The organism is Devosia sp. P3_B2, assembly GCF_056402875.1.
This window is the reverse complement of record NZ_JBFUGO010000010.1, coordinates 1-22,865: the sequence shown is the minus strand read 5'-3', so window position 1 is coordinate 22,865 and position 22,865 is coordinate 1. Positions and strand designations below refer to the sequence as shown.

Here is a 22,865-nt window from a genome sequence, read left to right as displayed (position 1 = left end):
GCGCGGCAAACTGGCGGCGCAAGGGAGAGGGTTTTGGCAGGACAGGTCGAATGGGTCGCCGTCGATTGGGGCACCTCCAATCTGCGGGCATGGGGAATAGATTCCGCCGGTGAGATCGCCTTCTCCCGCTCGTCGCCGGACGGCATGGGTCGTCTCAGCCGCGAGCAATATCCGGATGTGCTGACCTCGCTGCTCAACGGCGTCGCCGATGACGTCGAGGACGTACTGATCTGCGGCATGGCCGGCGCGCGGCAGGGCTGGATCGAGGCCCCCTATCTCGACGCCCCCGCCGAACTCGGTCGCATAGCTGCCGGCGCCGTTGCGCCCGATATGCCAGGCCCACACAACCCGCGCATCCTGCCCGGCGTCTGCCTCCGCGATCTGGGTGCGGAGGACGTGATGCGCGGCGAGGAAACCCAATTGCTTGGGCTCTCGGCACTGATCCCCAACTTCTCCGGCCTCGCGGTTATGCCAGGCACCCACAGCAAGTGGGCGCTGCTCTCCGGCACCAAGCTGGAACGCTTCTCCAGCGCCATGACCGGCGAGATATTCGAGCTGCTGCGCACCCACTCGGTGCTGCGCCATTCGCTCGGTGGCGAGCTCGAGGGCGAGGATCGCGATGTCGGCTTCGCTGCCGGTCTCGACCAAGGGCTCGAGCGGCCCCAGCGCTTGACCGCGACGCTGTTCAAGGTCCGCGCCGGCTCCCTGCTGTCGGGCCGCAGCCCGGCATGGTGTGCCGGTTTCCTCTCGGGCCTGTTGATCGGCGCCGAGATCGGGGGCCAGCGCGACTGGATCGGCGAGGCGGAGATTCCGCTGGTCGGCAGTGTCGGCCTTTGCGGGTTGTACCAGATGGGCTTTGAACGGCTCGGCGCCCGGACCCGCATCGTCGATGCGACCGACGCCACCCTCGCCGGACTCAAGGCAGCAAGACAGGCATAGAAGTTCATGGACCACCGCCACATCATCGCGATCCTTCGCGGCATCACGCCTCCCGAAACCCTCGAAGTTTGCGACGCCCTCGTGCTCGCCGGCATCACCATGATCGAGGTCCCACTCAATTCGCCCGAAGCGCTGCGCTCGATCGAAGACGTCGCCAAGGCCTTCGACAGTCGCGCCCTGGTCGGTGCGGGCACGGTGCTGAACCGCGCCGATGTCGACGCGGTCGCCGATGCGGGCGGCCGGTTCGTTGTGTCGCCGGACACCAACCCGGCGGTCATCGGCGCCACCATCGAGCGCGGCATGACCTCGTATCCGGGCGTGTTCTCGCCCACCGACGCGTTCACCGCCATCCGCTCCGGCGCCACGGGCCTGAAGTTCTTCCCCGCCGAAGTGCTTGGCCCCAAGGGCATCAAGGCGATGAAGGCGGTGCTGCCGCCGGCTATCCCGCTCTACGCCGTCGGAGGCGCCAACCCCGACAATTTCGCCGAGTACTTTGCGGCCGGCTGCGCCGGCTTCGGGCTCGGCACCTACATTTTCAAGCCCGGCATGTCGGCCGCCGATGTGGCATCGCGCGCCACCACCGCCGTCGCCGCCTATGATCAGGGAAGACCACGATGAACTCGAAGGCCGAACTGTTCGTCGATAGCCGCTGCGAGCTGGGCGAAGGCCCGTTCTGGAACCCGCTGCTCGAACGCCTGTTCTGGTTCGATATCCTCAACCAGACCATGCTGAGCGCCGGCACCGACGGCCACATCGTCGACCGCATTACCTTCAAGGACACGGTCAGCGCCGGCGCCGTGATCGACAAGGACACACTCGGCATCGTGCAGTCGGGCGCCCTGCTCCGCTATGATTTTGCCTCCGACACGAGCACGGTGATCGCCGAGATCGAGGAGGACATTCCGACCAACCGGACCAATGACAGCCGCGTCGACCGCACCGGCGGCTTCTGGATCGGCACGATGGGCCGGAAGGCCGAGGCGGGGGTCGGTGGCGTCTATCAGTACCGCGCCGGACAGACCACCAAGGTCATCGAGAACATCCGCATCCCCAACTCGATCTGCTTCTCCCCCGACGGGCGCACGGCCTACTTCACCGACGCCGGCAAGATGATTGTCCGCTGCGCCCTCGATCCGGCAACCGGCCAGCCGACCGGACCCTGGGAGGACTTCTTCACCATGGAAGGGCCGGGCGGCGCCGACGGCTCGGTGGTCGATTCCGAAGGCTACCTTTGGAACGCCCGCTGGGGCGGCGGCAAGGTCATCCGCATCTCCCCTGACGGCAAGCTGGACAAGGTGGTCGAGGTTCCCGGCGTCAGCCAGGTGAGCTGCCCCGCCTTTGGCGGCAGCGACCTCAAGACCCTCTACATCACCACCGCGCGCGAGCATATGACGCCCGAGCAACTCGAAGTCGAGCCGCATGCCGGCAGCGTCTTCGCCGTGGCGCTCGACGTACCCGGCATCGCCGAACCTTTCCTCAAACTCTGAGTCTAACGTGTCTTTTCCCGCTATCGGCGTCTGCTATTACCCCGAACACTGGTCCGTCGAGCAATGGGATGACGACGCCCGCCGCATGGCGGAGGTCGGCATCGAATATGTCCGCATCGGCGAGTTTGCCTGGTCCCGCCTTGAGCCGCGACCGAACGAGCTGGATTTCGGCTGGCTGGTTGCGGCAATGGACGTGCTCGACAAGCACGGGCTCAAGGTCATCGTTGGCACGCCCACGGCGACCCCGCCCCGCTGGCTGATCGACAAGATGCCCGACATGCTGGCGGTCGATCGCGACGGCCGACCGCGCGGCTTCGGTTCGCGTCGGCACTACGACTTCTCGCACCTGGGCTATCGGCGCGAATGCGCCCGCATCACCCGGTTGCTGATCGACCATGTCGGCCAGCACAAGGCACTCGCCGGCTGGCAGACCGATAACGAGTACGGCTGCCACGACACGGTGCACTCCTACTCGCACGCCGCGGCCATCGGCTTCCGGCTCTGGCTGAAGGACAAGTACAAGACCATCGAGGCGCTGAACCTCGCCTGGGGCAATGTCTTCTGGTCGATGGAGTACAACAACTTCGAACAGATCGACCCGCCGAACCTCACCGTGACCGAGGCCGCGCCGGCTGCCTGCCTCGACTTTCGCCGCTATTCGTCGGCGCAGGTCGCCGCGTTCAACAAGACGCAGTACGACCTGATGAAGGCGGCGCGTCCAGACCTGCCGGTGATCCACAATTTCATGTCGCGCTCGACCGAGTTCGACCACTACGAACTGGCCGAGACGCTCGACGTCGCGAGCTGGGACTCCTATCCGCTGGGACATCTGGAGGGCGTTCCGGAGCCCGAGGAAAGCAAGATTCCGTACTTCCGGCAGGGCGACCCCGACAATTCTGGACTGCACCATGATCTCTACCGCGCCGTGGGCCATGGCCGCTGGTGGATCATGGAGCAGCAGCCCGGACCGGTGAACTGGGCCGACTACAACCCCGATCCCCTGCCCGGCATGGCGAGGCTCTGGGCCTGGGAGGCTTTCGCGCACGGGGCGGAGGTGGTGAGCTACTTCCGCTGGCGGCAGGCCCCGTTCGCGCAGGAGCAGATGCATGCCGGGCTCTTGCGGCCCGATAGCGTGCCGACGCCCGGCTACCATGAAGCGAAGCAGGTGGCACGGGAGCTGAAGGAGCTGGGTTTCGATGGCGAGGCGCGGAAAGGCCGCGTCGCAATCGTCTTCGACTACCAGAGCGAGTGGGCCTGGCGCATCCAGCCGCAAGCCAAGGGTTTCACGCACCACCAGCACGTGCGCAACGTCTACGTGCCGCTGCGGAAGCGCGGCATCGACGTCGACATCCTGCCGCCCTCGACCACCGACTTCTCAGGCTACGACCTGGTGGTCATCCCGGCGCTGTTCGCTTGGAACGATGCCCTGCGGACGGCAATCGAGAACTTCGATGGCCACCTGCTGATCGGTCCGCGCACGGGCTCGAAGACCCAGAACTTCTCGATCCCTGCCGGCCTCGGTCCCGACCTGCCGCAGAACCTGCTCGACGCCAAGGTAGCCCGCGTCGACAGCACCGATCCGCGGCGCACCGTCTCGGTGAAGGGTGGCGGGGCCGTCGGCCATTGGCGCGAACGGCTCGATACCCGAGCGCAGATCGTCATCGAGGACGAGGAGGATTTCCCGGTGCTCGTGGCGCAGGGAAAGCTCAACTACCTCGCCGCGAGCGGCGATAGGGCACTGATGCAGCGCATCATCGACCACCTGCTTGCCGAAGCTGAGGTGCCGACGCTGAACCTGCCTGCCGGCGTGCGCTGCCGGACGCGTGGTGAATGGCGCGTTTACTTTAATTACGGCGACACCGCGGCAAACCTGACCGCCGCTCCGGACGAGAAGGGCTACGTGCTGGGCAATGCCCAGATCGAAGCTGCAGGCGTCACCGTAGCACTGCTCGCCACGGCCGGCTGAGCGGCGGGATCGCGGGGCGGATCTCAAAACCGCCCCGCGCCGCATCCCAGCGCAGCCAATGCACGCCGCCCCGCACCAGCGCGTCCGCATCGACGATGGCGCTTGCCGAGCAACTGGCCGGCACAGTTCGGTGGGTGATCACCAAGTCTGCTAGCCCGCAATCCTCATGGAAGCCGGCCGGATCCCGGACGATGGCGATCGTGAAGCCGCGCGTGCTGGCTCCGAAGCATCCGACGCTGTCACAACCGAGCGGCGAGATCGCCTCGATCGGTTCGCCATAGGTCTCCCGCCACACGTCGACAGCGAAGCTGTCGCCTTTTCCCGCAACCAGTCCCAACCCGGTCTCGCTACGCATCACCACCGCCTGCGTGGTGTCCGCGATCAGCACATCGGGTGGCTGATCGAGTGCAAACATCAACACTGCGGGTAGCAGCAGGATCGGCGCGATCAGCCGGTGCCACGTGGGGATAAAGGTGAACCAAGCCAGCGCCGCGAGACCGAGCAATAGGGCCATAGGCGTCAGCAGTGGACTGTAGTCGAGGGCGCTGCTCCAACTCGCCACGATCCCGCCGAGATCGAGCATCCGGTCGATCGACCAACCCATCACGGCCACGAAGGGCGCCTCCCAGCCGAACGGCATGGCCAGCGTCGCGAGCACCGCGGCGGGCATCATGACGAAGCCGACCAAGGGAAGTGAGAACAGGTTGCCAAGGACGCCGAGCGGCGAGGTCTGCTGGAAGTGGTAGACCGAAAAGAGGAGTGTCGCCGCGCCGGCGATCAGGCTGGTGAGCACGATGCCCCAGAGGTAGCCGCCGGTGCGCGCCAGCAGCGATTGCTCCCTGCCCTCCGGCGGTCGCATCAGCTCCCAGGCACCGATAAGCGCCACCACGGCGGCGAATGACAGCTGGAAGCTGGGACGAAAGACGCTGGCGGGATCGGTGGCGATGACGATCAACGCGGCGATCGCTACGTTCCGCATCGTCAATGCCCGTCGGCCGAACACGATAGCGCCGAGCACCAGCACCAGCATGATGGTCGAACGGAGTGCGGCGACGTTGCCGCCCGAAATGGCAAAGTAGGCCAACGACGCGAGCACGGCCCCCGCCGCCGCGACCCGCTTCACCGAGACCAGCCGGTGGATGCTGCCGACCAGCGCCAGGCCGCCTCGCAGGGTCACCAGCACCAGCCCGGCCACGATGGTGAGGTGCAGCCCCGATACCGAAAGCACGTGCGCCAGGCCTGCGGCTGCCATCGTCTCGCGTGCTTCATCCGAGACTGCGCTTTGGTCGCCGGTGATCAGCGCCCGGGCAATGCCGGCAGCCGGCTGCCGCAGGTCGGCATCGATGCGTGCGGCGATGCCGCGACGGACGGCGTCTATGATGCGCTCGGGCGCCGAGCTGTCTCCCGACCTGACCCGCTCGACCGTGCCGGTCGTGTTCCCATAGGCGCCGACACCGTCGAAGAAGGCATGGAATTGCGTGTCGAAGCCATTTGGCACCACGGGTCCCGGAACCGCGTAGAAGCGCACTGGCGCCCGGATGATGTCGCCGGGCCCGAGTGCCGGACCAGCAGCCACGACGATCCGGGCTCGACGCATAGGGACTGTGCGTGACGTGCCGGTTGGCGTGATAGCCGAGACGATCGCGCGCACCCCGCTCTCAGCCTCGGAGACAATCTCGTCGACGCGCATCTCGTACGTGCCATAGACGGGTCGCGCCAGCATCGTGGTGCCGAACAGGGTGGCGTGGACCGCGAGCAGCGAGAACCCGGCCCAGAAGGCACCGGCCATGGTCAGAGTGCGGAAGATGGCAAGCTGGCGGCGGCTTAACAGCAGGCCCACAGCAAAAACCGCACCTAACAGTCCCAATACGATCGGGTCCGGCGCTGTCGGCGTCGCCAACGACACGATGAGTCCGGCGATGACAGCATAAGGCCAGAGCAGAAACAGGCGCCGGTGCTCGAGCGCCGTGGCGATACTGGTCGCGAACTCGTGCCACCGGGATACGCGCGGTCGAAGCGCCGGCGGCAACGCACGCATCGCATCCGGTCCGGCGGGTACCGGAACCAGTCGCTCAGACACCACCTCCCCGACAGTCACGGTCACCCGCCGAGCCCCCGCTCTGCACGATCACGGCGGAGATGCTAACCGGGCGTGGGCGCCATGCCAACTGCCGCCCTTGCGCTCCGGCTCCGGGGTGCTTACACACCGCCAAACGCCAATTCTCCGGGATGTTTCACCGACCCATGGCTACTCCAGTCGTCACCCGCTTCGCCCCCTCGCCCACCGGCTACCTCCACATCGGCGGCGCCCGCACGGCCCTGTTCAACTGGGCCTTCTCGCGTCACACCGGCGGCAAGATGCTGCTGCGCATCGAGGACACCGATCGCGAACGCTCGACCGAAGGCGCCGTCAAGGCGATCTTCGACGGCCTGAAGTGGCTGGGGCTGGATTGGGACGGCGAGCCGTTCATGCAGTTTTCCCGCGCTGCCCGGCATGCCGAGGTCGCCAACGAGCTGCTATCGCGCGGCCAGGCCTATTACTGCTACTGCTCCCCCGAGGAATTGGCCGAGATGCGCGAGACCGCGCGCGCCAACGGCCTGCCGCCGCGCTACAACGGCTACTGGCGCGACCGCGACCCGTCCGAGGCGCCCGCCGGCGTTGCCCCGGTGATCCGCATCAAGGCGCCGCAGTCGGGCGAGATCCGGGTGCAGGATCACGTGCAGGGCGAGGTCGTATTCAAGGCCGAGAACCTCGACGACTTCATCATCCTGCGTTCCGATGGCACGCCGACCTACATGCTGGCGGTGGTGGTGGACGACCACGACATGGGCGTCACCCACATCATCCGCGGTGACGACCACCTCACCAATGCCGCGCGCCAGATCGTCATCTACAACGGGATGGGCTGGTCCGTACCGGAGATGTCGCACATCCCGCTGATCCACGGCCCTGACGGCGCCAAGCTGTCGAAGCGCCACGGTGCCCTCGGCGTTGAGGCCTACCGCCAGATGGGTTACCTGCCGGAGGCGCTGCGCAACTATCTCGCTCGCCTCGGTTGGAGCCATGGCGATGAAGAGCTGTTCAGCACCCAGCAGATGGTCGAGTGGTTCACGCTCGATGCCCTCAACAAGGGGGCGGCTCGCTTCGATTTCGTCAAGCTCGAGAACATCAACGGCCACTACATCCGCGAGGCGGCGCCGCAGCGGCTCTATGACGTGATGCTGGAGACCGCGACGGAGCTCAACCGCGTGTTCGACATGGATGGCCTCGCCGCCAACAAGGCCACGGTGTTGGCCGCCCTGCCCGAGCTGCAGCCGCGCGCCAAGACCGTGCTCGAATTGATCGACCTGGCGCAGTTCATCTATGCCGTACGCCCGCTCGCCATCGACCAGGCAGCCGCCGACCAGCTGACCGCTGACGCGCGCGCCAACGTTGGCGCCTTCGCAGACATCCTCAAGGGCCTCAACGACTGGTCGGTGGAAGCAATCGACACAGCGGCTCGCGCCTTCGCCGAGGCCCGTGGGCTGAAGCTCGGCAAGGTGGCGCAGCCACTGCGGGCAGCACTGACCGGCCGGACCATTTCGCCGGGCATTTTCGAGGTCATGGTGCTGATCGGACGCGACGAAACACTGGCACGACTGGGCGATCAGGCCAGCTGATGCATATTGAGAAAACTGATTAGGTCAGCGTTGTTCACCCACCTGTTGCAGAGGTGGGGTATATGGGTTACGCCAACCGAACCTGCCTCTTAACGACGATCCGGCCTTGCCCGCTCCCACCTTCCGCGGGCCCCTAGAAGGCCAAAATGGAGTGCGAAGATGAGCGATACCGTCGCCAAACTCACCATCGGGGACCAGACTTTCGAGTTCCCGGTGCTATCGGGCTCGGTTGGGCCGGATGTCATCGATATCCGCTCACTCTACGCCAAGACCGGCATGTTCACCTATGATCCGGGCTTCACTTCGACCGCCGCGACCGACAGCGCCATCACCTATATCGATGGCGACAAGGGCGAGCTGATGTATCGGGGTTACCCGATCGAACAGCTGGCCGAGAAGTCGAACTACCTCGAGGTCTGCTACCTGCTGCTCTATGGCGAGCTGCCCAACAAGGCGCAGATGCTGGACTTCGAGCAGCGCGTCACCCGCCACACCATGGTGCATGAGCAGATGCACTATTTCTACCGCGGCTTCCGTCGCGACGCGCACCCGATGGCCATCGTCTGCGGCGTGGTCGGCGCCATGGCGGCGTTCTATCACGACTCCATCGACATCAACGATCCGCAGCAGCGCGAGATCGCCTCGATCCGCATGATCGCCAAGATCCCCACGATCGTCGCCATGGCCTACAAGTACTCGGTGGGCCAGCCCTTCGTGTACCCGCGCAACGACCTCGACTATGCGTCGAATTTCCTGCGCATGTGCTTCTCGGTCCCGGCCGAGGATTTCGTGGTGAACCCGGTCGTCGCGCGTGCGATGGACCTGATCTTTACGCTCCACGCCGACCACGAGCAGAACGCCTCGACCTCGACGGTCCGGCTCGCCGGCTCGTCCGACGCCAACCCGTTTGCTTGTATCGCGGCGGGCGTTGCGTGCCTCTGGGGCCCTGCCCATGGCGGCGCCAACGAGGCGGCGCTGAACATGCTCAAGGAGATCGGCACCGTCGACCGCATCCCCGAGTTCATCGCCAAGGCCAAGGACAAGAACTCCGGCTTCCGCCTGATGGGCTTCGGTCACCGCGTCTATAAGAACTACGATCCGCGCGCCAAGGTGATGCAGCAGGCCGCCAACGAGGTGCTGGCCCAGCTCGGTGCCGACAACCTGTCGCCGACGCTGCAGGTTGCCAAGGAGCTGGAAAAGATCGCGCTCTCCGACCAGTATTTCGTTGATCGGAAGCTCTATCCCAACGTGGATTTCTACTCGGGTATCATCCTCGACGCGATCGGCTTCCCGACCTCGATGTTCACCGCCATCTTCGCGCTCAGCCGCACCGTGGGCTGGATCGCGCAGTGGAAGGAAATGATCGCCGACCCGCAGAAGAAGATCGGCCGCCCGCGCCAGCTCTACAACGGCTCGCCGGTCCGCGACTACGAGCCGATCAGCGGCCGCTGATCGGTATGAGCCAGAACCCGCTCGGCGGGATCGACAAGGGGCGCCTCAGGCGCCCCTTTCTGCATCAGGGTCCGGATATGGTGAAATGCCTCGACCTGCCCGGCCACGATCTCAGGGTTATCGAGCAGCGCCGCCAGCGGCTCAAGTGAGCGCACATCGTCCGGCGCGAACTGCAGTTCCGGTATCTCTTCGCGACCGAGCAGGATGTTCGGCAACGCGATCTGTACGCGTCTCCCGAGCGCACGATAGCGTTTCGCCTGCTGTGCATCGGCGACGTAGGTGACCACCATGGGCACGCCTGACATGGCCAGCTCGAATGTCACCGTGCCGCTTACTGCGAAGGCGGCATAGGCGGACGCGAAGGCCTCCTGCCTGGCATCGCCGGTGACGATCTCCACTGGCACCGGCCAGGTCGCCACTTCGGCGCGCAACTGATCGGCAAGCGAGGGCAGCGTCGGAATGACAAAGCCGGTCAGGCGCGGGTGTGCCTGCAGCATCTCCGCCGCCTGGCGCATCAGCGGCAGGTGTCGTCGCAGTTCGCCAACCCTGCTGCCCGGGAGCAGTAGCAGCGGACCGCGCTCCGGCTGCGCCGGCCGCATCGGGAAACGGGCCATGGCAGGGTGACCGACATAGCTGGTCGGCGACCCGCCGAGCTCCGCCATCACCTTGGGCTCGAACGGCAACACCGCGAGCACTTCGTTGTATAGCGGTTTCAGTTCGACAGCGCGCTCGGGGCGCCACGCCCACACGGTTGGCGCGACGTAGAGCAGGATCGGCATATCCAGACCGGCCCGACGCACACGACTGGCGACAGCCTTGGAGAACACCTGGGAATCGATGAGAACCACCACGTCAGGTCGCTGCCTGATGATGGCCTTGGCGGTCTGCCTAACGCGCCACAGCAGCAACGGCAGCCGCTTCAGCACGTCGCTCCAGCCCATGACGGAGAGATTTTCCATCGGGAAGAGGCTGCCGAGACCTTCGGCCCGCAACTCCGGCCCGCCGACACCGCCGAGTTCGACGCTGGTGCGTCGCCGCAGCCGCTGCACCAGGTCGGCCCCGATGCGATCAGCCGAAGGCTCGCCGGCCAGGATGAACAGCCGCACTGCCTCAGGCATATGGTGCAAGACCGAGGATAGTCACGCGCTGAGCCTCGGCCGCGGCGATCAGCGTTAGCCGGTCGATCAGCAGGGTGCGGAGCGGCTCGACCGCGATGACGGTGACGCCCGCCGCGACGGCTTCACTCACTGTGTCGGGACCGATGGCGGGCAAATCTACATAGGCCGGCTGCTGCGGCTTGCTGGTCTTGCCGAGGACAATCGGCCCCTGCCCGTCGCCGATCAACCCGGCCCGGCGATACGCCGCCACGCGGCTCAGCAACTCCGCAGTGCCCCCGACATCCTCTGCCGCGACGACGCGCGCACCGGCTACTACGGCCGCCTGCCCCATATCGAGCCTGCCCACCGCCCGCGCCGCCGCTATTGCCAGCCGCGCCGCAGCAACGGCGGCCTCATCGGGCGCCGGACCAGCGATCAAGCCGGCCTCGGCGAGGAGTTCGGGCGCAATCTCGTGCACCCCAAGCAGATCAGCACCGGTGAACTTCTTCACCGCCCCTGCAAGGCCAGACAGCGCCGCATCGCCAAGCGCGGCGGATGCCTCACCACCGGTGGCGAACTTCGCCAGCCCCTCGCGTTGCCGGTCACTGAGATGCAACCCACCAGCCATCACGACATGCGTGGCACGAAAGGTCTTCAGCGACCAAACGATGCCGAGCGGGTTGCTGATATCCGCCCGCGCCATTTTCGCGCCGGGGATAGCCTCTCGCTCCTCGAAAGTGAGCACCTGCACTCGATCGCCAGCCCGTTGCGCGGCTTCGACGACCTGCGCGACCAGCCCGCCGGAGCCTGCCAGCACGGCGAGCCGCCTCGGCATCAGTCGTCACTCAAGACGTTGGTCGGCAGCGTCAGCGAACGCTCCGCGCTGGTGATGAACTTGACGACGTCCTGTACGAGTACATCGTCCGGAAACAGCGCCGCTGCGTCATCGACACGCTCGCGCAACGTGCCCTCGCTGGCGAAGATCATCCGGTAAGCGGTGCGTAGCTTGTGGATCGCTTCGCGATCGAAGCCGCGGCGCTTCAGCCCTACGAGGTTGATGCCCGAGAGGCTACCGGGGTTGCCGAGCACGGTGCCGTAGGGAATGACGTCGCGTTCGAGCTTCGTCATGCCGCCGATAAAGGCGTGGGCGCCGACGTGGACGAACTGCGCCGAGCCGGAATGCCCGCTCATGATGACGTAGTCGTCGATGGTGCAATGCCCGGCGATACCAACGTTGTTCGAGAGAATAATGTGGTTGCCGAGGACGCAGTCATGACCGACATGGCAGCCGATCATCAGCAGGCAGTGGTCGCCGATCACCGTCTTCATGCCGCCGCCGGCGGTCCCCGGGTTGATCGTCACATGCTCGCGGATGACGCAATCGGCGCCGATCGATAGCGTCGACGGCTCGCCTGCATATTTCAGGTCCTGCGGTCGGTGACCGACCGAGGCAAAGGGATAGATCTGCGTGCGCGATCCGACGGTTGTGCGCCCCACCACGACGACGTGCGAGACCAGCTCGACATCGTCTCCGAGCACCACGTCGCTGCCGACGACGCAGAATGGCCCTACCTTCACGTTCGCGCCGAGCTGTGCGCCCGCCTCGACGATCGCTGTTGGATGGATCGCCATTACCGGTCTGACAGGCTCACCATGGCGCCGACCTCGGCCTCGGCAATGACCACGCCATCGACGATTGCTTTGGCTTCGAACCATCCCATCGTCATGCGGCGGCGCAGCTTCTTGATGTGGTATTCGATCCGGTCGCCCGGCTTCGCCGGCTTGCGGAACTTACATTTGTCCACGGTGAGCAGATAGACGATGTGCTTCTGGCCGCCGTCGGCACCCGCCGCGATTGCCATCGCGCCTGCTGTCTGGGCCATCCCCTCGATGATCAGCACGCCCGGGAACACCGGTTCGCCCGGGAAATGGCCCTGGAAGATCGGCTCGTTGAAGGTGACGTTCTTGATGCCGATGCCCGAATTGTCGCCATCGACGTCGATGATCCGGTCGATCATCAGGAACGGATAGCGGTGCGGCAGGTGCTGCAGAATGTCTTGGATGTCCATCGACGTCAGCTCATGGGCCGACTCCGGTGGTGCCTCAGTCTTCACGTCCACTCTTGTCCCCTTTCGCTAGCCGCCTGAGCGTTGCGATTTCCCGCCACCACCTGCGTGCATCTTGGGCTGGATTGCCGCCAATCCTCGAGCCCGCGGGAAAGTCCCGGTTCACGCCTGAGCCCGCCAGCACGATGGTGCCGCGCCCCAAGGTGAGATGCCCCGCCGACGAAGCTCGCCCGCCCAGCATCACCGAGTCTTCCAGTATCGTCGATCCGGCGAGACCGCAATGCGCGGCGATCAGGCAGTGCCGGCCGATATGGCAATTGTGGCCGATCTGCACGAGATTATCGATCTTGCTGCCCTCGCCAACCACGGTATCGCCCAGCGCGCCGCGGTCGACGGTGGTGTTGGCGCCGATCTCCACAGCGTCCTGCAGGATCACGCGGCCCAGTTGCGGGATCTTGCGGTTCGAGCGGCCGAGATCGAGCCAGCCGAAACCTTCGGTCCCGATCCGCGCGCCGGCATGCAGCACTACGTTGTTGCCGATGTGCGCGAATTCGATGCTGACGTTGGCGCCAATGATGCAGTTTCGGCCGATCGTGACGCCGGCTCCGACCACGGTGTTCGCACCGATGATGGTTCCGCGCCCGATCTCCACGCCTGAGCCGAGCACGACATTGGCACCGAGGCGCACGCCCTCCTCGACCAGCGGTGCGGGACCAGCTCCGTCCAGCATCCCGCCGGCCTCTCCGCGTACCCCCAGTGGGTAAAGCCTGGTGAGCAGGTCGACGAATAGCTCGTGCGGCCGCGGGTCGACGATCGCGATAGCGGTCTCTGGAACGAAGGCCGCGAGGCTTGGGTGAACGATCACCGCACCGGCATCGGTGCTCGCCAGCGCATCGCGGTAGCTCGCCTGCGCAGCCAATGCCAGTTCGCCCCCGTCGGCGAGATGAAGCTCCTCGGCGCCGGATACGATCAAGCCGTTGGCTCGCGTATCCTCGACAGTCGGCGGATTGGCAAGCGTTCGCAACAGCGCGTTCAGCGCGATCGGACCGGATGATGTGTGGAAGCGCGTGTCGACCATGGCTGTCATTACACAACAAAGAGGCCGCGGGGCAACCGCGCCGCGGCCTCTATACCGAGAGGGAAGCCGGCGCAGGGCGCCGGCCGACCGATTTACAGCAGCTGCTGCAGCGTCAGCGAGAAGACCTGGGTCTTATCGTCGGTCGCCTTGTTCAGCACGTAGGCGAAGTCGCCACGCAGCGGACCAAACGGGCTGTCCCAGATGATCGAGGCACCAACCGACGACTTGAAGTTGTCGTCGATACTACCGGCGGCAATCGTGGTCGGGGCGTCAAACGACCCGTTCCCGTCGATCAGAGCCGCGTCGGCCCAAACTGCGCCACGCACGCCATAGGTCTCCGGCAGCACCGGAATTGGGAACTCGATCTCAGCAGATGCACCAACATAAGCGGTGTACCCCAGGCGTTCGCCCGAGACCGTGGTCCTCGGACCCATGCCACCACTCTGGAACCCACGAACGAGGGAACCCGCGCTGCGGAACGCTTCGAGGGGGAACACGCCGCTGTTGTCCAGCGAGGTGATGTACCCTGCCTGGGCCTTGACACTGCCAATGACATTCCAGTCGGACATCAGAGGCATGAAGTAGCGCGCCTTGGCCTCACTCTTGAGCAAGTTGTAGTCCCAGCCGATGTACTGCTGCGTGAACGTCGCATACAGGCCTTCAGTCGGATGCTTGGTATCGTCCAGAGTATTGTAGACCAGCGAATAACCAACCCAGGCCTTCTCGTATTGTTCGCCGTCCGCGACGATTTCCGACGGCGTACCTTCAACGTCTGCGATCGTCTTCTGCTCGAGGCCGAGAAACACCGATCCATTGAGGTCCGAGGTAATCGGCGCCCCCAGGCGAACCTGGCCACCAATTGCCGTCGTGCCGTAGATGTTGCTGTCGGTCTCACCGACGACCTTGTAGTAGGCGTCGAAGCCCGACGAGACACGCAGGCCCATGAAGCGGGGCTCGGTGAACGAGAAGTCGAAGCTCTGGCCGGATTCCGAGGCGCTCACCGCGGCACGGACATACTGACCGCTACCGAGGAAGTTGCGCTCGGTGACCGACACTTCGCCCAGCAGGCCAGCGCTCGAGTCGAAGCCCGCGGTCAGACCATAGTCACCGGTCGACTGCTCCTCGACGGTGATGTTGATCACCACCTTGTCAGGCGCGCTGCCCGGCTGCAGGTCGAGATTGACGACCTTGAAGAAGCCGAGGCCTTCGATGCGGGACTTGCCGCGCTGAACCATCGAGCGGTTGAACGGGTCGCCTTCGCCGAAATCCAGCTCACGACGGATAACCGCGTCGCGGGTCTTGGTGTTGCCGCTGATGTTGATGCGCTCGACATAGACGCGTGCGCCTTCGTCCACCAGGTAGGTGACGTTGAAGGTGCTGTTGGCCACGTCACGATCGACACGCGGGCGGACGTCTGCAAAGGCGTAGCCCTGAGCCGTCGCCTCGAACGCCATCTCTTCCTGCGACTTCTGCAGGTCGGCGAGCGAATAGGTACCGCCCTTGCCGGTGCGGATCGTGCCCGTCAGCGCATCGGGGTTGAGCCCCGGGATCGACGTCTCGACGCCGATCTCGCCGAAGCGATAGCGCTCGCCTTCGGAAATGGTGAAGTTCACGAAATACGCGTTGCGGGCCGCGTCGAACTCGCCGACTGCCGACGTTACCTGCGCATCCGGGTAACCGTGGTTCATGTAGTAGAGTTCGATCAGGCCGCGGTCGATCGTCAGCAGATCCTCGCTGTACGAGTCGTCGCGGAACAGCCAGCTCAACAGGCTCGTCTCATGGGTCCGGATGATGGACTTCAGAGTGCCGGAGCTGATCGCATTGTTGCCAGTGAAATTGATCGCGGCAATGCCGGTACGCTGACCCTCGTTGACCACGAAGGTGATGCGCGAGCGACCGTTCTCGGTCTGCTCGACCCGCGGCGTTACCGTCACGCCCATGTAGCCTTTGCCGACATAGGCCTGCCGGATCGACTCGGCATCCGCAGCAAGACCGGCCTCGGTAAAGCTCCCCTGCTCCGCGACGTTGACCATCGCCAGCAGCTGAGCGTCTGAGAAGCCACTGTTACCCTCGAACAGCACCGCCGAGATGAGGCGTTGCTGCTGGGCCTGGGCCGCATCGACCCCGATGAATGTACCGCCGATGCCGGCAAGCGGCGCCGCCACCACGAGGGCGAGCGCCAGATAGATACCGCGCATCAGCTTTGTCGGGTTCGTCATGATTCTTATTGCCTCGTGCGACCTACGCCGGGAATCGCCATGCACAGCGTCCCCAGCTAACTCCATCAAAAGCTTTTACTGGAATTTTAACCACGGACAAGCCGCGACAGCCTTCGAGGTTAGCGAAAGATTGGCCCTCGTGCATTCCTGCAACACCTAGAAAACTAAGCTTATCCAAGGGTTAACAGGCACCCGGGCGTATTCGGGCAAATGCGTCCGAGGGGCGGCAGGAATGTGACCGGATCGGTTTGGCGTACCGGCCAAGGAAGGATTCGCTCAGAACAGGTCGTTGATCAGCGTGAAGGCCATCAGGCTGAAGACGATGACGAGGCCGAACCGATAGCCGATCTCCTGAACCTTCTGGCTCAGCGGGCGGCCGCGGATCGCTTCCACGAGATAGTAGGCCAGGTGTCCGCCATCGAGCATGGGAATCGGCAAGAGATTGAAAATGCCGATGTTCAACGACAGCAGCGCCATCAGGTTGATCAGCGCGACGATGCCCAGGCTCGCCACCTCACCGGAAACCTTGGCCACCTTCACCGGCCCGCCCAACTGCTCGACGTCGCCGCGCCCGACGAAGAAATCGCCGAGAAAGGCCACCGTGCGATCGACGATGAAGCGAACCTCCTCGAAGGTCATGCCGACCGCTTCGACTGGGTTGGGCCGGTAGAGCACCACGTCGGACTGCTCGACGTTCTTCGTCACGCCGAGCCGGCCGATCCGATGCGCGTTGCCGAACCGATCTGTGGTCGACACCGCTTCTGGCACTGCGGTGACCGTCTCGGTATGCCCTGCCCGTTCGAAGGTGATGCTCACCTGACGCTCAGGGGCCGTAGCGATCAGGCGCTGAAAGTCCTCGAAGCCGCGGACGGCATAGCCGTCGACTGACAGGATCAGGTCGCCATCCGCAAGCCCCGCCTTCCCCGCGACCGATTCAACCGGAACCGTATCGAGCACGGCTGGAATGGTGTAGCGCCCATAGCCGAGCAGCAGGGCGTAAAGCACCAGCAGGGTGAAGATGATGTTGGCCACCGGACCCGCGACCACCACCGAAATGCGCTGCCAGACGTTCTTGTTGACGAACAGCTGGCCGGCCAGTTCCGGGCCGGCACGCTCGATGAAAGCCTCATCCGGCATGCTCGAGGCGTTCATGTCGCCGACGAAGCGGACATAGCCGCCCAATGGAATTGCCGAGAGTTTCCAGCGCGTGCCGTGCCTGTCGTTGAAACCGATGAGCTCGGGACCGAAACCGATCGAGAAGGCCTGGATGGCAATACCGTTCCAGCGCGCCACCAGGTAGTGCCCCATCTCGTGCACGAACACGATGATGGTCAGCACCGCCAAAAACGGCACGACGTACGAGAGCAGCCAGAAAGCAAAGTCCATGTCGTCGGTTCCGAGCGCCCCAGCAGTTGTGAGAACCTAGGGGCCGAATGCGTTAAGAATGCGATACGGCGCAGCGTCGCAGCCCTACCAGAACAGGAAGCCTGCAGCGACGGCGCCGAACCCCACGTGAAGCACGCCCACGGCAAACATGAAAAGCGAGCCGAAGGTCAGGCTGTCGAGCCGATCCATCAGCCCACCGTGACCTGGGATGATGTCGCCGGAATCCTTGATCCGGAATCGGCGCTTGATGGCGCTCTCGGCGAGATCCCCCACCTGGCCCAGAACGCTGAGCGCGGCGGACAGCACCAGGCCGATCCACCAGGGCGACTGCGGCACGACCAGCAGCCACACCACCAACCCGACCAGCGTACCGAGAGCGAAGCCGCCGATTGCTCCCGACCAGGTCTTGGAGGGCGAGATATCGGGTGCCAGCTTCTCGCCGCCGACCTGCCGACCCGTGAAGTAGGCGCCGGTATCCGTGGCCCAGATCACCGAGCCGAGCAGCACCCCGGCCCACAGGCCCGAGTCGAAGACGCCCGGCTGGTTCCACGTCGCGTCGCCCCGGATGATCATCAGCACGATGATGACGATGCCGTAAAACACCACGCCAGCGACGCGCCACAGCCGCGTCCCCTGAGCGCCGAAGCCTGCGACGATGGCCGCCACGGCGACGGCCGCAAGTGACGCCAGCGGTCCGGCTGCCGGGTAGATCAGCGCCGCCAGGACGAGCAGACCGATTAAGGCGCCACCGATCGAGGTAAGCGGCCGCAACGTGACCATCCGTTCCCACTCGCGGTAACAGCCCGCGAATACGGCCCCGACGAGCGCGGCGAAAATGTAGGATCCGAAATAGAGGCCAACCGCGGTGATCAGCAGCAGCACGGCCGCCGAAGCGATGCGGGGGCCGAGGTCCGTCCAGGATCGGCGGGCGAGCGGATTGAACTGGGGACGCTGGTCCTCCGGTGCGCTCACTGGCTCCTCGACTCGATCCCGCCGAAGCGCCGGCTGCGCGATGAGTATTCGTCGAGCGCCTTCAGGAACACCTGCTCGCCAAAGTCTGGCCAGTTCTCCTCGACGAATACCAGCTCCGAGTAAGCGCCTTGCCAGAGCAGGAAGTTCGACACCCGCCGCTCGCCGCTGGTACGGATGATCAGGTCAGGATCCGGGATACCCGAGGTATAGAGCGCCTGCTCTATCGTCTCCTCGGTGATGTCCTCGACGCGGAGTTCCCCCGAGGCAACGGCTCGCGCTATCGCCCTCGTCGCCTCGGTCAACTCGGACTTGCCGCCGTAGTTGAAGGCGACGATCAGCTCGAGACCGGTGTTGCGCGCGGTCTTGGACTGGACCTCGTCGATCAGCCGTTTCAGCGCGTCGTCGAGGCCCGCTCGGGTCCCGATGATCCGCACCCTGACGTTGTTCTGGAGGAGGGTCGCGAGATCGGATGCGACGAACCGGTGCAGCAGGCCGAAGATGAAGTTGACCTCGTCGCGCGGTCGGCTCCAGTTCTCCGATGAAAAACTGAATACCGTCAGATGCTTGACGCCATACCGAATGGAGAGGTCGACGAGCCGTCGCAGGGCCTTGACGCCCTCGACATGCCCCTCGGTCCGCACCTTGCCGCGTGCCTTGGCCCACCGGCCGTTGCCATCCATGATGACCGCCAGGTGGGCGGGAATCTTGAGGCCAGGCTTCTCGTTGAGCGTCGTGGCGACGGCAGTATCGGCGGACATTGACGCCCTCCAGGGGCAGCGCGTTACAGGCCTATACTAGACCTGCATGATTTCCTGTTCCTTGACGGCGAGCACATTGTCGACATCGGCAACGGCGGCATCGGTCGCCTGCTGTACCTGTTCGCCGAGCTTGCGTCCGTCGTCCTGGCTGATATCGCCGTCTTTTTCGAGTTTTTTGAGGAGATCCATGCCGTCGCGCCGAATATGCCGTACAGCAACGCGCGCGCCCTCGGCATAGTTGTGCGCGACCTTGGTCAGCTCGCGGCGGCGTTCCTCGTTGAGCTCCGGCAGCGGGACGCGGATGACCACGCCTTCGGCCGCCGGGTTGAGCCCGAGGCCCGAGTTGCGGATGGCCTTCTCGACGGCGCCGGCGAGGGTACGGTCCCACACCTGGACGCTGAGCATGCGGGATTCCGGCACCGTGACGGTCGCGACCTGGTTGAGCGGCATCTTGCCGCCATAGGCCTCGACCTGAACCGGCTCGAGCAGGCTGGCGCTGGCGCGTCCGGTACGAAGCCCGGCGAGTTCGTCTCGCAGCGAAGCGATCGTCTTCTGCATCCGGTCCTTGAGTGCGGGCAGAGAAAAAGCCTCAGCCATAGTAAACTCCTCGATATATCCGCGTCTTAGCCGACGCGCGTACTCCTCGCCCGGCCGGCCAGGACGCCTTTTAGGCCTTCCTTGTCGTCGAGCGCATAAACAATTATCGGCAAGCCGTTGTCGCGGGCAAGCGCGAAGGCCGCCGTATCCATGACGCGCAGGTCCCGGGCGATCACTTCTTCATGGCTGATCGTCTCGTAGCGCAGCGCCTTGGGATTCTTCTTGGGATCTTCCGAGTAGACCCCATCCACCTTGGTGCCCTTGAGCAGCACGTCGCAGCGCAGTTCGATCGCCTTGAGCGCAGCAGCCGTATCAGTGGTGAAGAACGGGCTGCCGGTGCCGCCGGCGCACACCACGACGTAACCGTCTGCAAGCGCGAGGTTCGCGTCACGGGCCGTGAACGTGTCGGCCACGGTTTCCATCGGCACGTTGGAATAGACTTTGACCTTCAGGCCCTTCTGCTCGATGGCGTCACCGAGGGCGAGCGAGTTGATCACGGTGCCCAGCATGCCCATCAGGTCGCTGGTGACCCGGTCGCCGCCCTTGGCGGCCACGGCCATGCCGCGGAAGATGTTGCCCGCGCCAATGACGATGGCCACCTGGACGCCGCTCTTGGCGACTTCCGCGATCTGGTCAGCCATGGCGTGGAGGAATTTCGGCTCGATGCCGAAGGATTGGTCGCCGGCAAGCACTTCGCCGGAGACTTTCAGCAGAATCCGTTTGTAGGCGGATTTGGCCATTCGTCAGTCTCCCGAGGTGCGCAGCGGTGCCCGAATCTCAGGGCATCGCAGGCGGTTATGGCATATTCGGACGGGCCGGTGACCAGCCCGTCCGAAACTTATCCCGCGTCTTACTTCACGCCGGCAGTGGCGGCAACTTCAGCGGCGAAGTCGGTCTCTTCCTTGGCGATGCCTTCGCCGAGGGCATAAGCAACGAAACCCGTTACCTTGATCGGAGCGCCGGCGTCCTTCTCGGCGTTCTTGACTACGTCGGCGATCTTGGTCTCGCCGTCGATCACGAACACCTGCGAGAGCAGGGTCACTTCCTCGTAGAACTTGCGCACGCGGCCCTCGACCATCTTTTCGACGATCTCGGCCGGCTTGCCGGATTCCTTGGCCTGCTCGGTGAAGATGGCGCGCTCGCGGGCCACCACGTCCTGATCGATGTCGTCGGGCGACACGCTCAGCGGCTTGGTGTTGGCGATGTGCATGGCGAGCTGCTTGCCCAGGGCATTCAGCGCACCCTTGTCACCGCTCGACTCGAGCCCGACGATAACGCCGAGCTTGCCGAGGCCCGGCGCCACGGTGTTGTGCACGTACGAGCCGATCACGCCATCCTTCACCACGAGGGTGCCGGTGCGGCGCAGGTTCATGTTCTCGCCGATCTTGGCGATCGCGTCGGTGAGCTCGGCCGAAGCGGAGCGACCCGAACCCGGGTACGGCATCTCGCTGAGCTTGCCCACGTCGCCGTTCGCGTCGAGCGCGAGCTTGGCGATGTTGCCGACGATCGACTGGAACTGGTCGTTGCGGGCAACGAAGTCGGTCTCGGAGTTCACTTCGACGATCGCGGCGCGGGTGCCGTCTATCGACACGCCGACCAGGCCCTCAGCCGCAACGCGACCAGCCTTCTTGGCGGCCTTGGCGAGGCCACGGGTGCGCAGCCAATCGACCGCGGCTTCCATGTCGCCGGCGGTCTCCTCGAGCGCCTTCTTGCAGTCCATCATCCCCACGCCGGTCAGTTCGCGGAGCTCTTTAACCTGCTGAGCGGTAACAGCCATTTCGATATCACCTTTCCGCGGCCCCGCACCGGAGCCGCGCCTTTGTTCGGAATTCTCAGTCCGGCTTGCCGGACTTAGTTGGCGGCAGACGACGTGTCGGCGTCTTCGGCGCTCAGCGCCGGCTCTTCCGGAGCCTCGGCAGAGGCGCCGAGGTCGGCGCCACGGCCGGCGGCCGAGCGGCCGATGCCGTCAATGGCCGCGCGCGACACCAGCGAGCAGTAAAGCTCGAGGGCGCGAGCCGCGTCGTCATTGCCCGGGATGGCGAAATCGACGGTGTCGGGATCCGAGTTCGAGTCGACGATCGCGATCACCGGGATGCCAAGGCGTTTGGCTTCCTTGATGGCATTCGCTTCCTTGTTGGTGTCGATCACGAACAGCAGGTTCGGCAGGTTGCCCATGTCCTTGATACCGCCGAGGTCGCGCTCGAGGCGCTCCTGCTCACGGCTGAGCAGCAGCAGTTCCTTCTTGGTGAGACCCTGGCCGCCTTCGGCCTGCTGCGCCTCGAGTTCACGCAGGCGCGCGATCGAGTTCGAGATGGTCTGCCAGTTGGTCAGCGTGCCGCCGAGCCAGCGCGAGTTGACGTAGTACTGGGCCGACTGGCGGGCAGCCTCGGCCACGACCGGAGCGGCCTGGCGCTTGGTGCCGACGAACAGCACGCGACCACCGTCAGCGACGGTGTCCGAGATCAGCTGCAGCGCGCGCTGCAGGGCCGGAACGGTCTGCGACAGGTCGAGAATGTGGATGTCGTTGCGAACGCCGAAAATGTGGCGCTCCATCTTGGGGTTCCAGCGGTGCTTCTGGTGACCGAAGTGAACACCTGCTTCGAGCAGCTGACGCATGGAAAAGTCGGGCAATGCCATGAAATGGCTCCTTTACCGGTTTTGCCTCCGCGAGCGTTTGCGACGGGATTTCCCGCCACCGGTTGGAACCATCGGCCTTAGTGCCGCGGCGCCTCGCTCGCGTGTGAATTACGCCCGATTTTCCGGACGCGCCGCGCATATAGGGGGTTTTGCTGTCATAGGCAAGGGCGGTGAGGCATGAGGGGGGCTGCTCACGACCGGGCAAGTTGAAGCGTCCGACAGCCCACGGGCTTCGGAGTTTCAAAGAGCCGTTCCCGGGAGGGAACGAAGCGGGGCCGGCGAGGCGTTTGCCCCGTAGCGGTAGTCCGCAAATGAAAGAGGCTCACGCCTCGCCGGCCGGCCGGGGTTTTGGGCCTATGCCACCAGTGCCGGGGCGCATCCCCTGCCGCATCGCGAGAACGAGGGACCTCGGTCGGCGGCCGGAATGCCAGCACCGCGTTTCCTTGCTCCCGCCCGGCTCATGCGTGCCAGGCTTCGTCCCTTGGGCCACTCCGCATCGAGCGACCCTCGCGTGATAGCGGCTTGACCGGCGAACCGGTCCTTGCCGTGAT

The 22,865-nt window shown here is 64.9% G+C and carries 20 protein-coding genes; 6 read left to right on the top strand and 14 right to left on the bottom strand.

Going from position 1 to position 22,865, the window contains the following annotated elements; all coding sequences use genetic code 11:
• The first annotated feature begins 33 nt into the window (after positions 1-33).
• From AC1DV8_RS14975 to AC1DV8_RS14960, 4 genes are read left to right on the top strand one after another with little or no spacing between them, the layout of a single operon-like run.
• Positions 34-939 (top strand): 2-dehydro-3-deoxygalactonokinase, encoded by a 906-nt coding sequence (locus AC1DV8_RS14975; protein WP_477158021.1) that lies wholly within the window; start codon positions 34-36, stop codon positions 937-939.
• A 6-nt stretch (positions 940-945) separates the two neighbouring features.
• Positions 946-1,557, top strand: coding sequence for a 2-dehydro-3-deoxy-6-phosphogalactonate aldolase (locus AC1DV8_RS14970; RefSeq protein WP_477158020.1), 612 nt, complete (start codon positions 946-948; stop codon positions 1,555-1,557).
• Positions 1,554-2,426, top strand: a complete 873-nt coding sequence (locus tag AC1DV8_RS14965; RefSeq protein WP_477158019.1) for an SMP-30/gluconolactonase/LRE family protein — start codon at positions 1,554-1,556, stop codon at positions 2,424-2,426. The genes AC1DV8_RS14970 and AC1DV8_RS14965 overlap by 4 nt, the downstream gene beginning before the upstream one ends.
• Before the next feature lie 7 nt (positions 2,427-2,433).
• The gene (locus AC1DV8_RS14960) at positions 2,434-4,392 is read left to right on the top strand and encodes a beta-galactosidase (protein WP_477158018.1); all 1,959 of its coding nucleotides are present in this window, start codon (positions 2,434-2,436) and stop codon (positions 4,390-4,392) included.
• On the opposite strand, the gene AC1DV8_RS14955 is transcribed toward AC1DV8_RS14960, so the two are convergent.
• Complete coding sequence (locus AC1DV8_RS14955; protein ID WP_477158017.1) at positions 4,361-6,430, bottom strand: ComEC/Rec2 family competence protein; 2,070 nt, start codon at positions 6,428-6,430, stop codon at positions 4,361-4,363. The genes AC1DV8_RS14960 and AC1DV8_RS14955 overlap by 32 nt on opposite strands.
• Positions 6,431-6,636: 206 nt before the next feature.
• Here AC1DV8_RS14955 and gltX point away from each other — a divergent pair, with 206 nt between their 5' ends.
• Both gltX and AC1DV8_RS14945 read left to right on the top strand, forming a co-directional pair.
• On the top strand, positions 6,637-8,052 hold the full coding sequence (gene gltX, locus AC1DV8_RS14950; RefSeq protein WP_477149393.1) for a glutamate--tRNA ligase: 1,416 nt from the start codon (positions 6,637-6,639) through the stop codon (positions 8,050-8,052).
• Positions 8,053-8,211: 159 nt separating this feature from the next.
• Positions 8,212-9,504, top strand: coding sequence for a citrate synthase (locus AC1DV8_RS14945; protein ID WP_477158016.1), 1,293 nt, complete (start codon positions 8,212-8,214; stop codon positions 9,502-9,504).
• Here AC1DV8_RS14945 and AC1DV8_RS14940 read toward each other — a convergent pair.
• From AC1DV8_RS14940 to rpsB, 13 genes are all read right to left on the bottom strand, one after another.
• The gene (locus AC1DV8_RS14940; RefSeq protein ID WP_477158015.1) at positions 9,480-10,622 is read right to left on the bottom strand and encodes a lipid-A-disaccharide synthase; all 1,143 of its coding nucleotides are present in this window, start codon (positions 10,620-10,622) and stop codon (positions 9,480-9,482) included. The two genes, AC1DV8_RS14945 and AC1DV8_RS14940, sit on opposite strands and share 25 nt — an antisense overlap.
• Positions 10,615-11,436, bottom strand: coding sequence for a UDP-2,3-diacylglucosamine diphosphatase LpxI domain-containing protein (lpxI, locus tag AC1DV8_RS14935; protein ID WP_477158014.1), 822 nt, complete (start codon positions 11,434-11,436; stop codon positions 10,615-10,617). The genes AC1DV8_RS14940 and lpxI overlap by 8 nt, the downstream gene beginning before the upstream one ends.
• Complete coding sequence (lpxA, locus tag AC1DV8_RS14930) at positions 11,436-12,233, bottom strand: acyl-ACP--UDP-N-acetylglucosamine O-acyltransferase (protein WP_477158013.1); 798 nt, start codon at positions 12,231-12,233, stop codon at positions 11,436-11,438. The genes lpxI and lpxA overlap by 1 nt, the downstream gene beginning before the upstream one ends.
• Positions 12,233-12,670 (bottom strand): 3-hydroxyacyl-ACP dehydratase FabZ, encoded by a 438-nt coding sequence (gene fabZ / locus AC1DV8_RS14925; RefSeq protein WP_477149417.1) that lies wholly within the window; start codon positions 12,668-12,670, stop codon positions 12,233-12,235. Before fabZ ends, lpxA begins: the two co-directional genes overlap by 1 nt.
• A gap of 34 nt (positions 12,671-12,704) precedes the next feature.
• Positions 12,705-13,745 carry a UDP-3-O-(3-hydroxymyristoyl)glucosamine N-acyltransferase gene (gene lpxD / locus AC1DV8_RS14920; protein WP_477158012.1) on the bottom strand — a complete coding sequence of 347 codons (1,041 nt, stop codon included), beginning with the start codon at positions 13,743-13,745 and terminating at the stop codon, positions 12,705-12,707.
• Between the two features lie 92 nt (positions 13,746-13,837).
• Positions 13,838-15,964, bottom strand: a complete 2,127-nt coding sequence (bamA, locus tag AC1DV8_RS14915) for an outer membrane protein assembly factor BamA (RefSeq protein WP_477158011.1) — start codon at positions 15,962-15,964, stop codon at positions 13,838-13,840.
• 276 nt (positions 15,965-16,240) lie between these two features.
• Positions 16,241-17,350 carry an RIP metalloprotease RseP gene (gene rseP / locus AC1DV8_RS14910; RefSeq protein ID WP_477158010.1) on the bottom strand — a complete coding sequence of 370 codons (1,110 nt, stop codon included), beginning with the start codon at positions 17,348-17,350 and terminating at the stop codon, positions 16,241-16,243.
• 84 nt (positions 17,351-17,434) lie between these two features.
• Positions 17,435-18,322, bottom strand: coding sequence for a phosphatidate cytidylyltransferase (locus AC1DV8_RS14905; RefSeq protein ID WP_477158009.1), 888 nt, complete (start codon positions 18,320-18,322; stop codon positions 17,435-17,437).
• Positions 18,319-19,080 carry an isoprenyl transferase gene (locus tag AC1DV8_RS14900; RefSeq protein WP_477149402.1) on the bottom strand — a complete coding sequence of 254 codons (762 nt, stop codon included), beginning with the start codon at positions 19,078-19,080 and terminating at the stop codon, positions 18,319-18,321. Before AC1DV8_RS14900 ends, AC1DV8_RS14905 begins: the two co-directional genes overlap by 4 nt.
• A 36-nt stretch (positions 19,081-19,116) precedes the next feature.
• Positions 19,117-19,677, bottom strand: coding sequence for a ribosome recycling factor (frr, locus tag AC1DV8_RS14895; protein ID WP_477149403.1), 561 nt, complete (start codon positions 19,675-19,677; stop codon positions 19,117-19,119).
• 26 nt (positions 19,678-19,703) lie between these two features.
• On the bottom strand, positions 19,704-20,417 hold the full coding sequence (pyrH, locus tag AC1DV8_RS14890; RefSeq protein WP_477158008.1) for a UMP kinase: 714 nt from the start codon (positions 20,415-20,417) through the stop codon (positions 19,704-19,706).
• Between the two features lie 110 nt (positions 20,418-20,527).
• Complete coding sequence (gene tsf / locus AC1DV8_RS14885) at positions 20,528-21,454, bottom strand: translation elongation factor Ts (RefSeq protein ID WP_477158007.1); 927 nt, start codon at positions 21,452-21,454, stop codon at positions 20,528-20,530.
• A gap of 74 nt (positions 21,455-21,528) precedes the next feature.
• Positions 21,529-22,314 (bottom strand): 30S ribosomal protein S2, encoded by a 786-nt coding sequence (gene rpsB, locus AC1DV8_RS14880; RefSeq protein WP_477158006.1) that lies wholly within the window; start codon positions 22,312-22,314, stop codon positions 21,529-21,531.
• Positions 22,315-22,865 lie beyond the last annotated feature (551 nt).

What these genes read in the sequence shown, in the direction of transcription:
- AC1DV8_RS14970 (WP_477158020.1), top strand. Translation starts at nt 946, where the DNA reads ATGGACCACCGCCACATCATCGCGATCCTTCGCGGCATCACGCCTCCC.
- AC1DV8_RS14965 (WP_477158019.1), top strand. Translation starts at nt 1,554, where the DNA reads ATGAACTCGAAGGCCGAACTGTTCGTCGATAGCCGCTGCGAGCTGGGC.
- AC1DV8_RS14955 (WP_477158017.1), bottom strand. Translation starts at nt 6,430, where the DNA reads ATGCGTGCGTTGCCGCCGGCGCTTCGACCGCGCGTATCCCGGTGGCAC.
- gltX (WP_477149393.1), top strand. Translation starts at nt 6,637, where the DNA reads ATGGCTACTCCAGTCGTCACCCGCTTCGCCCCCTCGCCCACCGGCTAC.
- AC1DV8_RS14945 (WP_477158016.1), top strand. Translation starts at nt 8,212, where the DNA reads ATGAGCGATACCGTCGCCAAACTCACCATCGGGGACCAGACTTTCGAG.
- AC1DV8_RS14940 (WP_477158015.1), bottom strand. Translation starts at nt 10,622, where the DNA reads ATGCCTGAGGCAGTGCGGCTGTTCATCCTGGCCGGCGAGCCTTCGGCT.
- lpxI (WP_477158014.1), bottom strand. Translation starts at nt 11,436, where the DNA reads ATGCCGAGGCGGCTCGCCGTGCTGGCAGGCTCCGGCGGGCTGGTCGCG.
- lpxA (WP_477158013.1), bottom strand. Translation starts at nt 12,233, where the DNA reads ATGGCGATCCATCCAACAGCGATCGTCGAGGCGGGCGCACAGCTCGGC.
- fabZ (WP_477149417.1), bottom strand. Translation starts at nt 12,670, where the DNA reads ATGGACATCCAAGACATTCTGCAGCACCTGCCGCACCGCTATCCGTTC.
- lpxD (WP_477158012.1), bottom strand. Translation starts at nt 13,745, where the DNA reads ATGGTCGACACGCGCTTCCACACATCATCCGGTCCGATCGCGCTGAAC.
- bamA (WP_477158011.1), bottom strand. Translation starts at nt 15,964, where the DNA reads ATGACGAACCCGACAAAGCTGATGCGCGGTATCTATCTGGCGCTCGCC.
- rseP (WP_477158010.1), bottom strand. Translation starts at nt 17,350, where the DNA reads ATGGACTTTGCTTTCTGGCTGCTCTCGTACGTCGTGCCGTTTTTGGCG.
- AC1DV8_RS14900 (WP_477149402.1), bottom strand. Translation starts at nt 19,080, where the DNA reads ATGTCCGCCGATACTGCCGTCGCCACGACGCTCAACGAGAAGCCTGGC.
- frr (WP_477149403.1), bottom strand. Translation starts at nt 19,677, where the DNA reads ATGGCTGAGGCTTTTTCTCTGCCCGCACTCAAGGACCGGATGCAGAAG.
- pyrH (WP_477158008.1), bottom strand. Translation starts at nt 20,417, where the DNA reads ATGGCCAAATCCGCCTACAAACGGATTCTGCTGAAAGTCTCCGGCGAA.
- tsf (WP_477158007.1), bottom strand. Translation starts at nt 21,454, where the DNA reads ATGGCTGTTACCGCTCAGCAGGTTAAAGAGCTCCGCGAACTGACCGGC.
- rpsB (WP_477158006.1), bottom strand. Translation starts at nt 22,314, where the DNA reads ATGGCATTGCCCGACTTTTCCATGCGTCAGCTGCTCGAAGCAGGTGTT.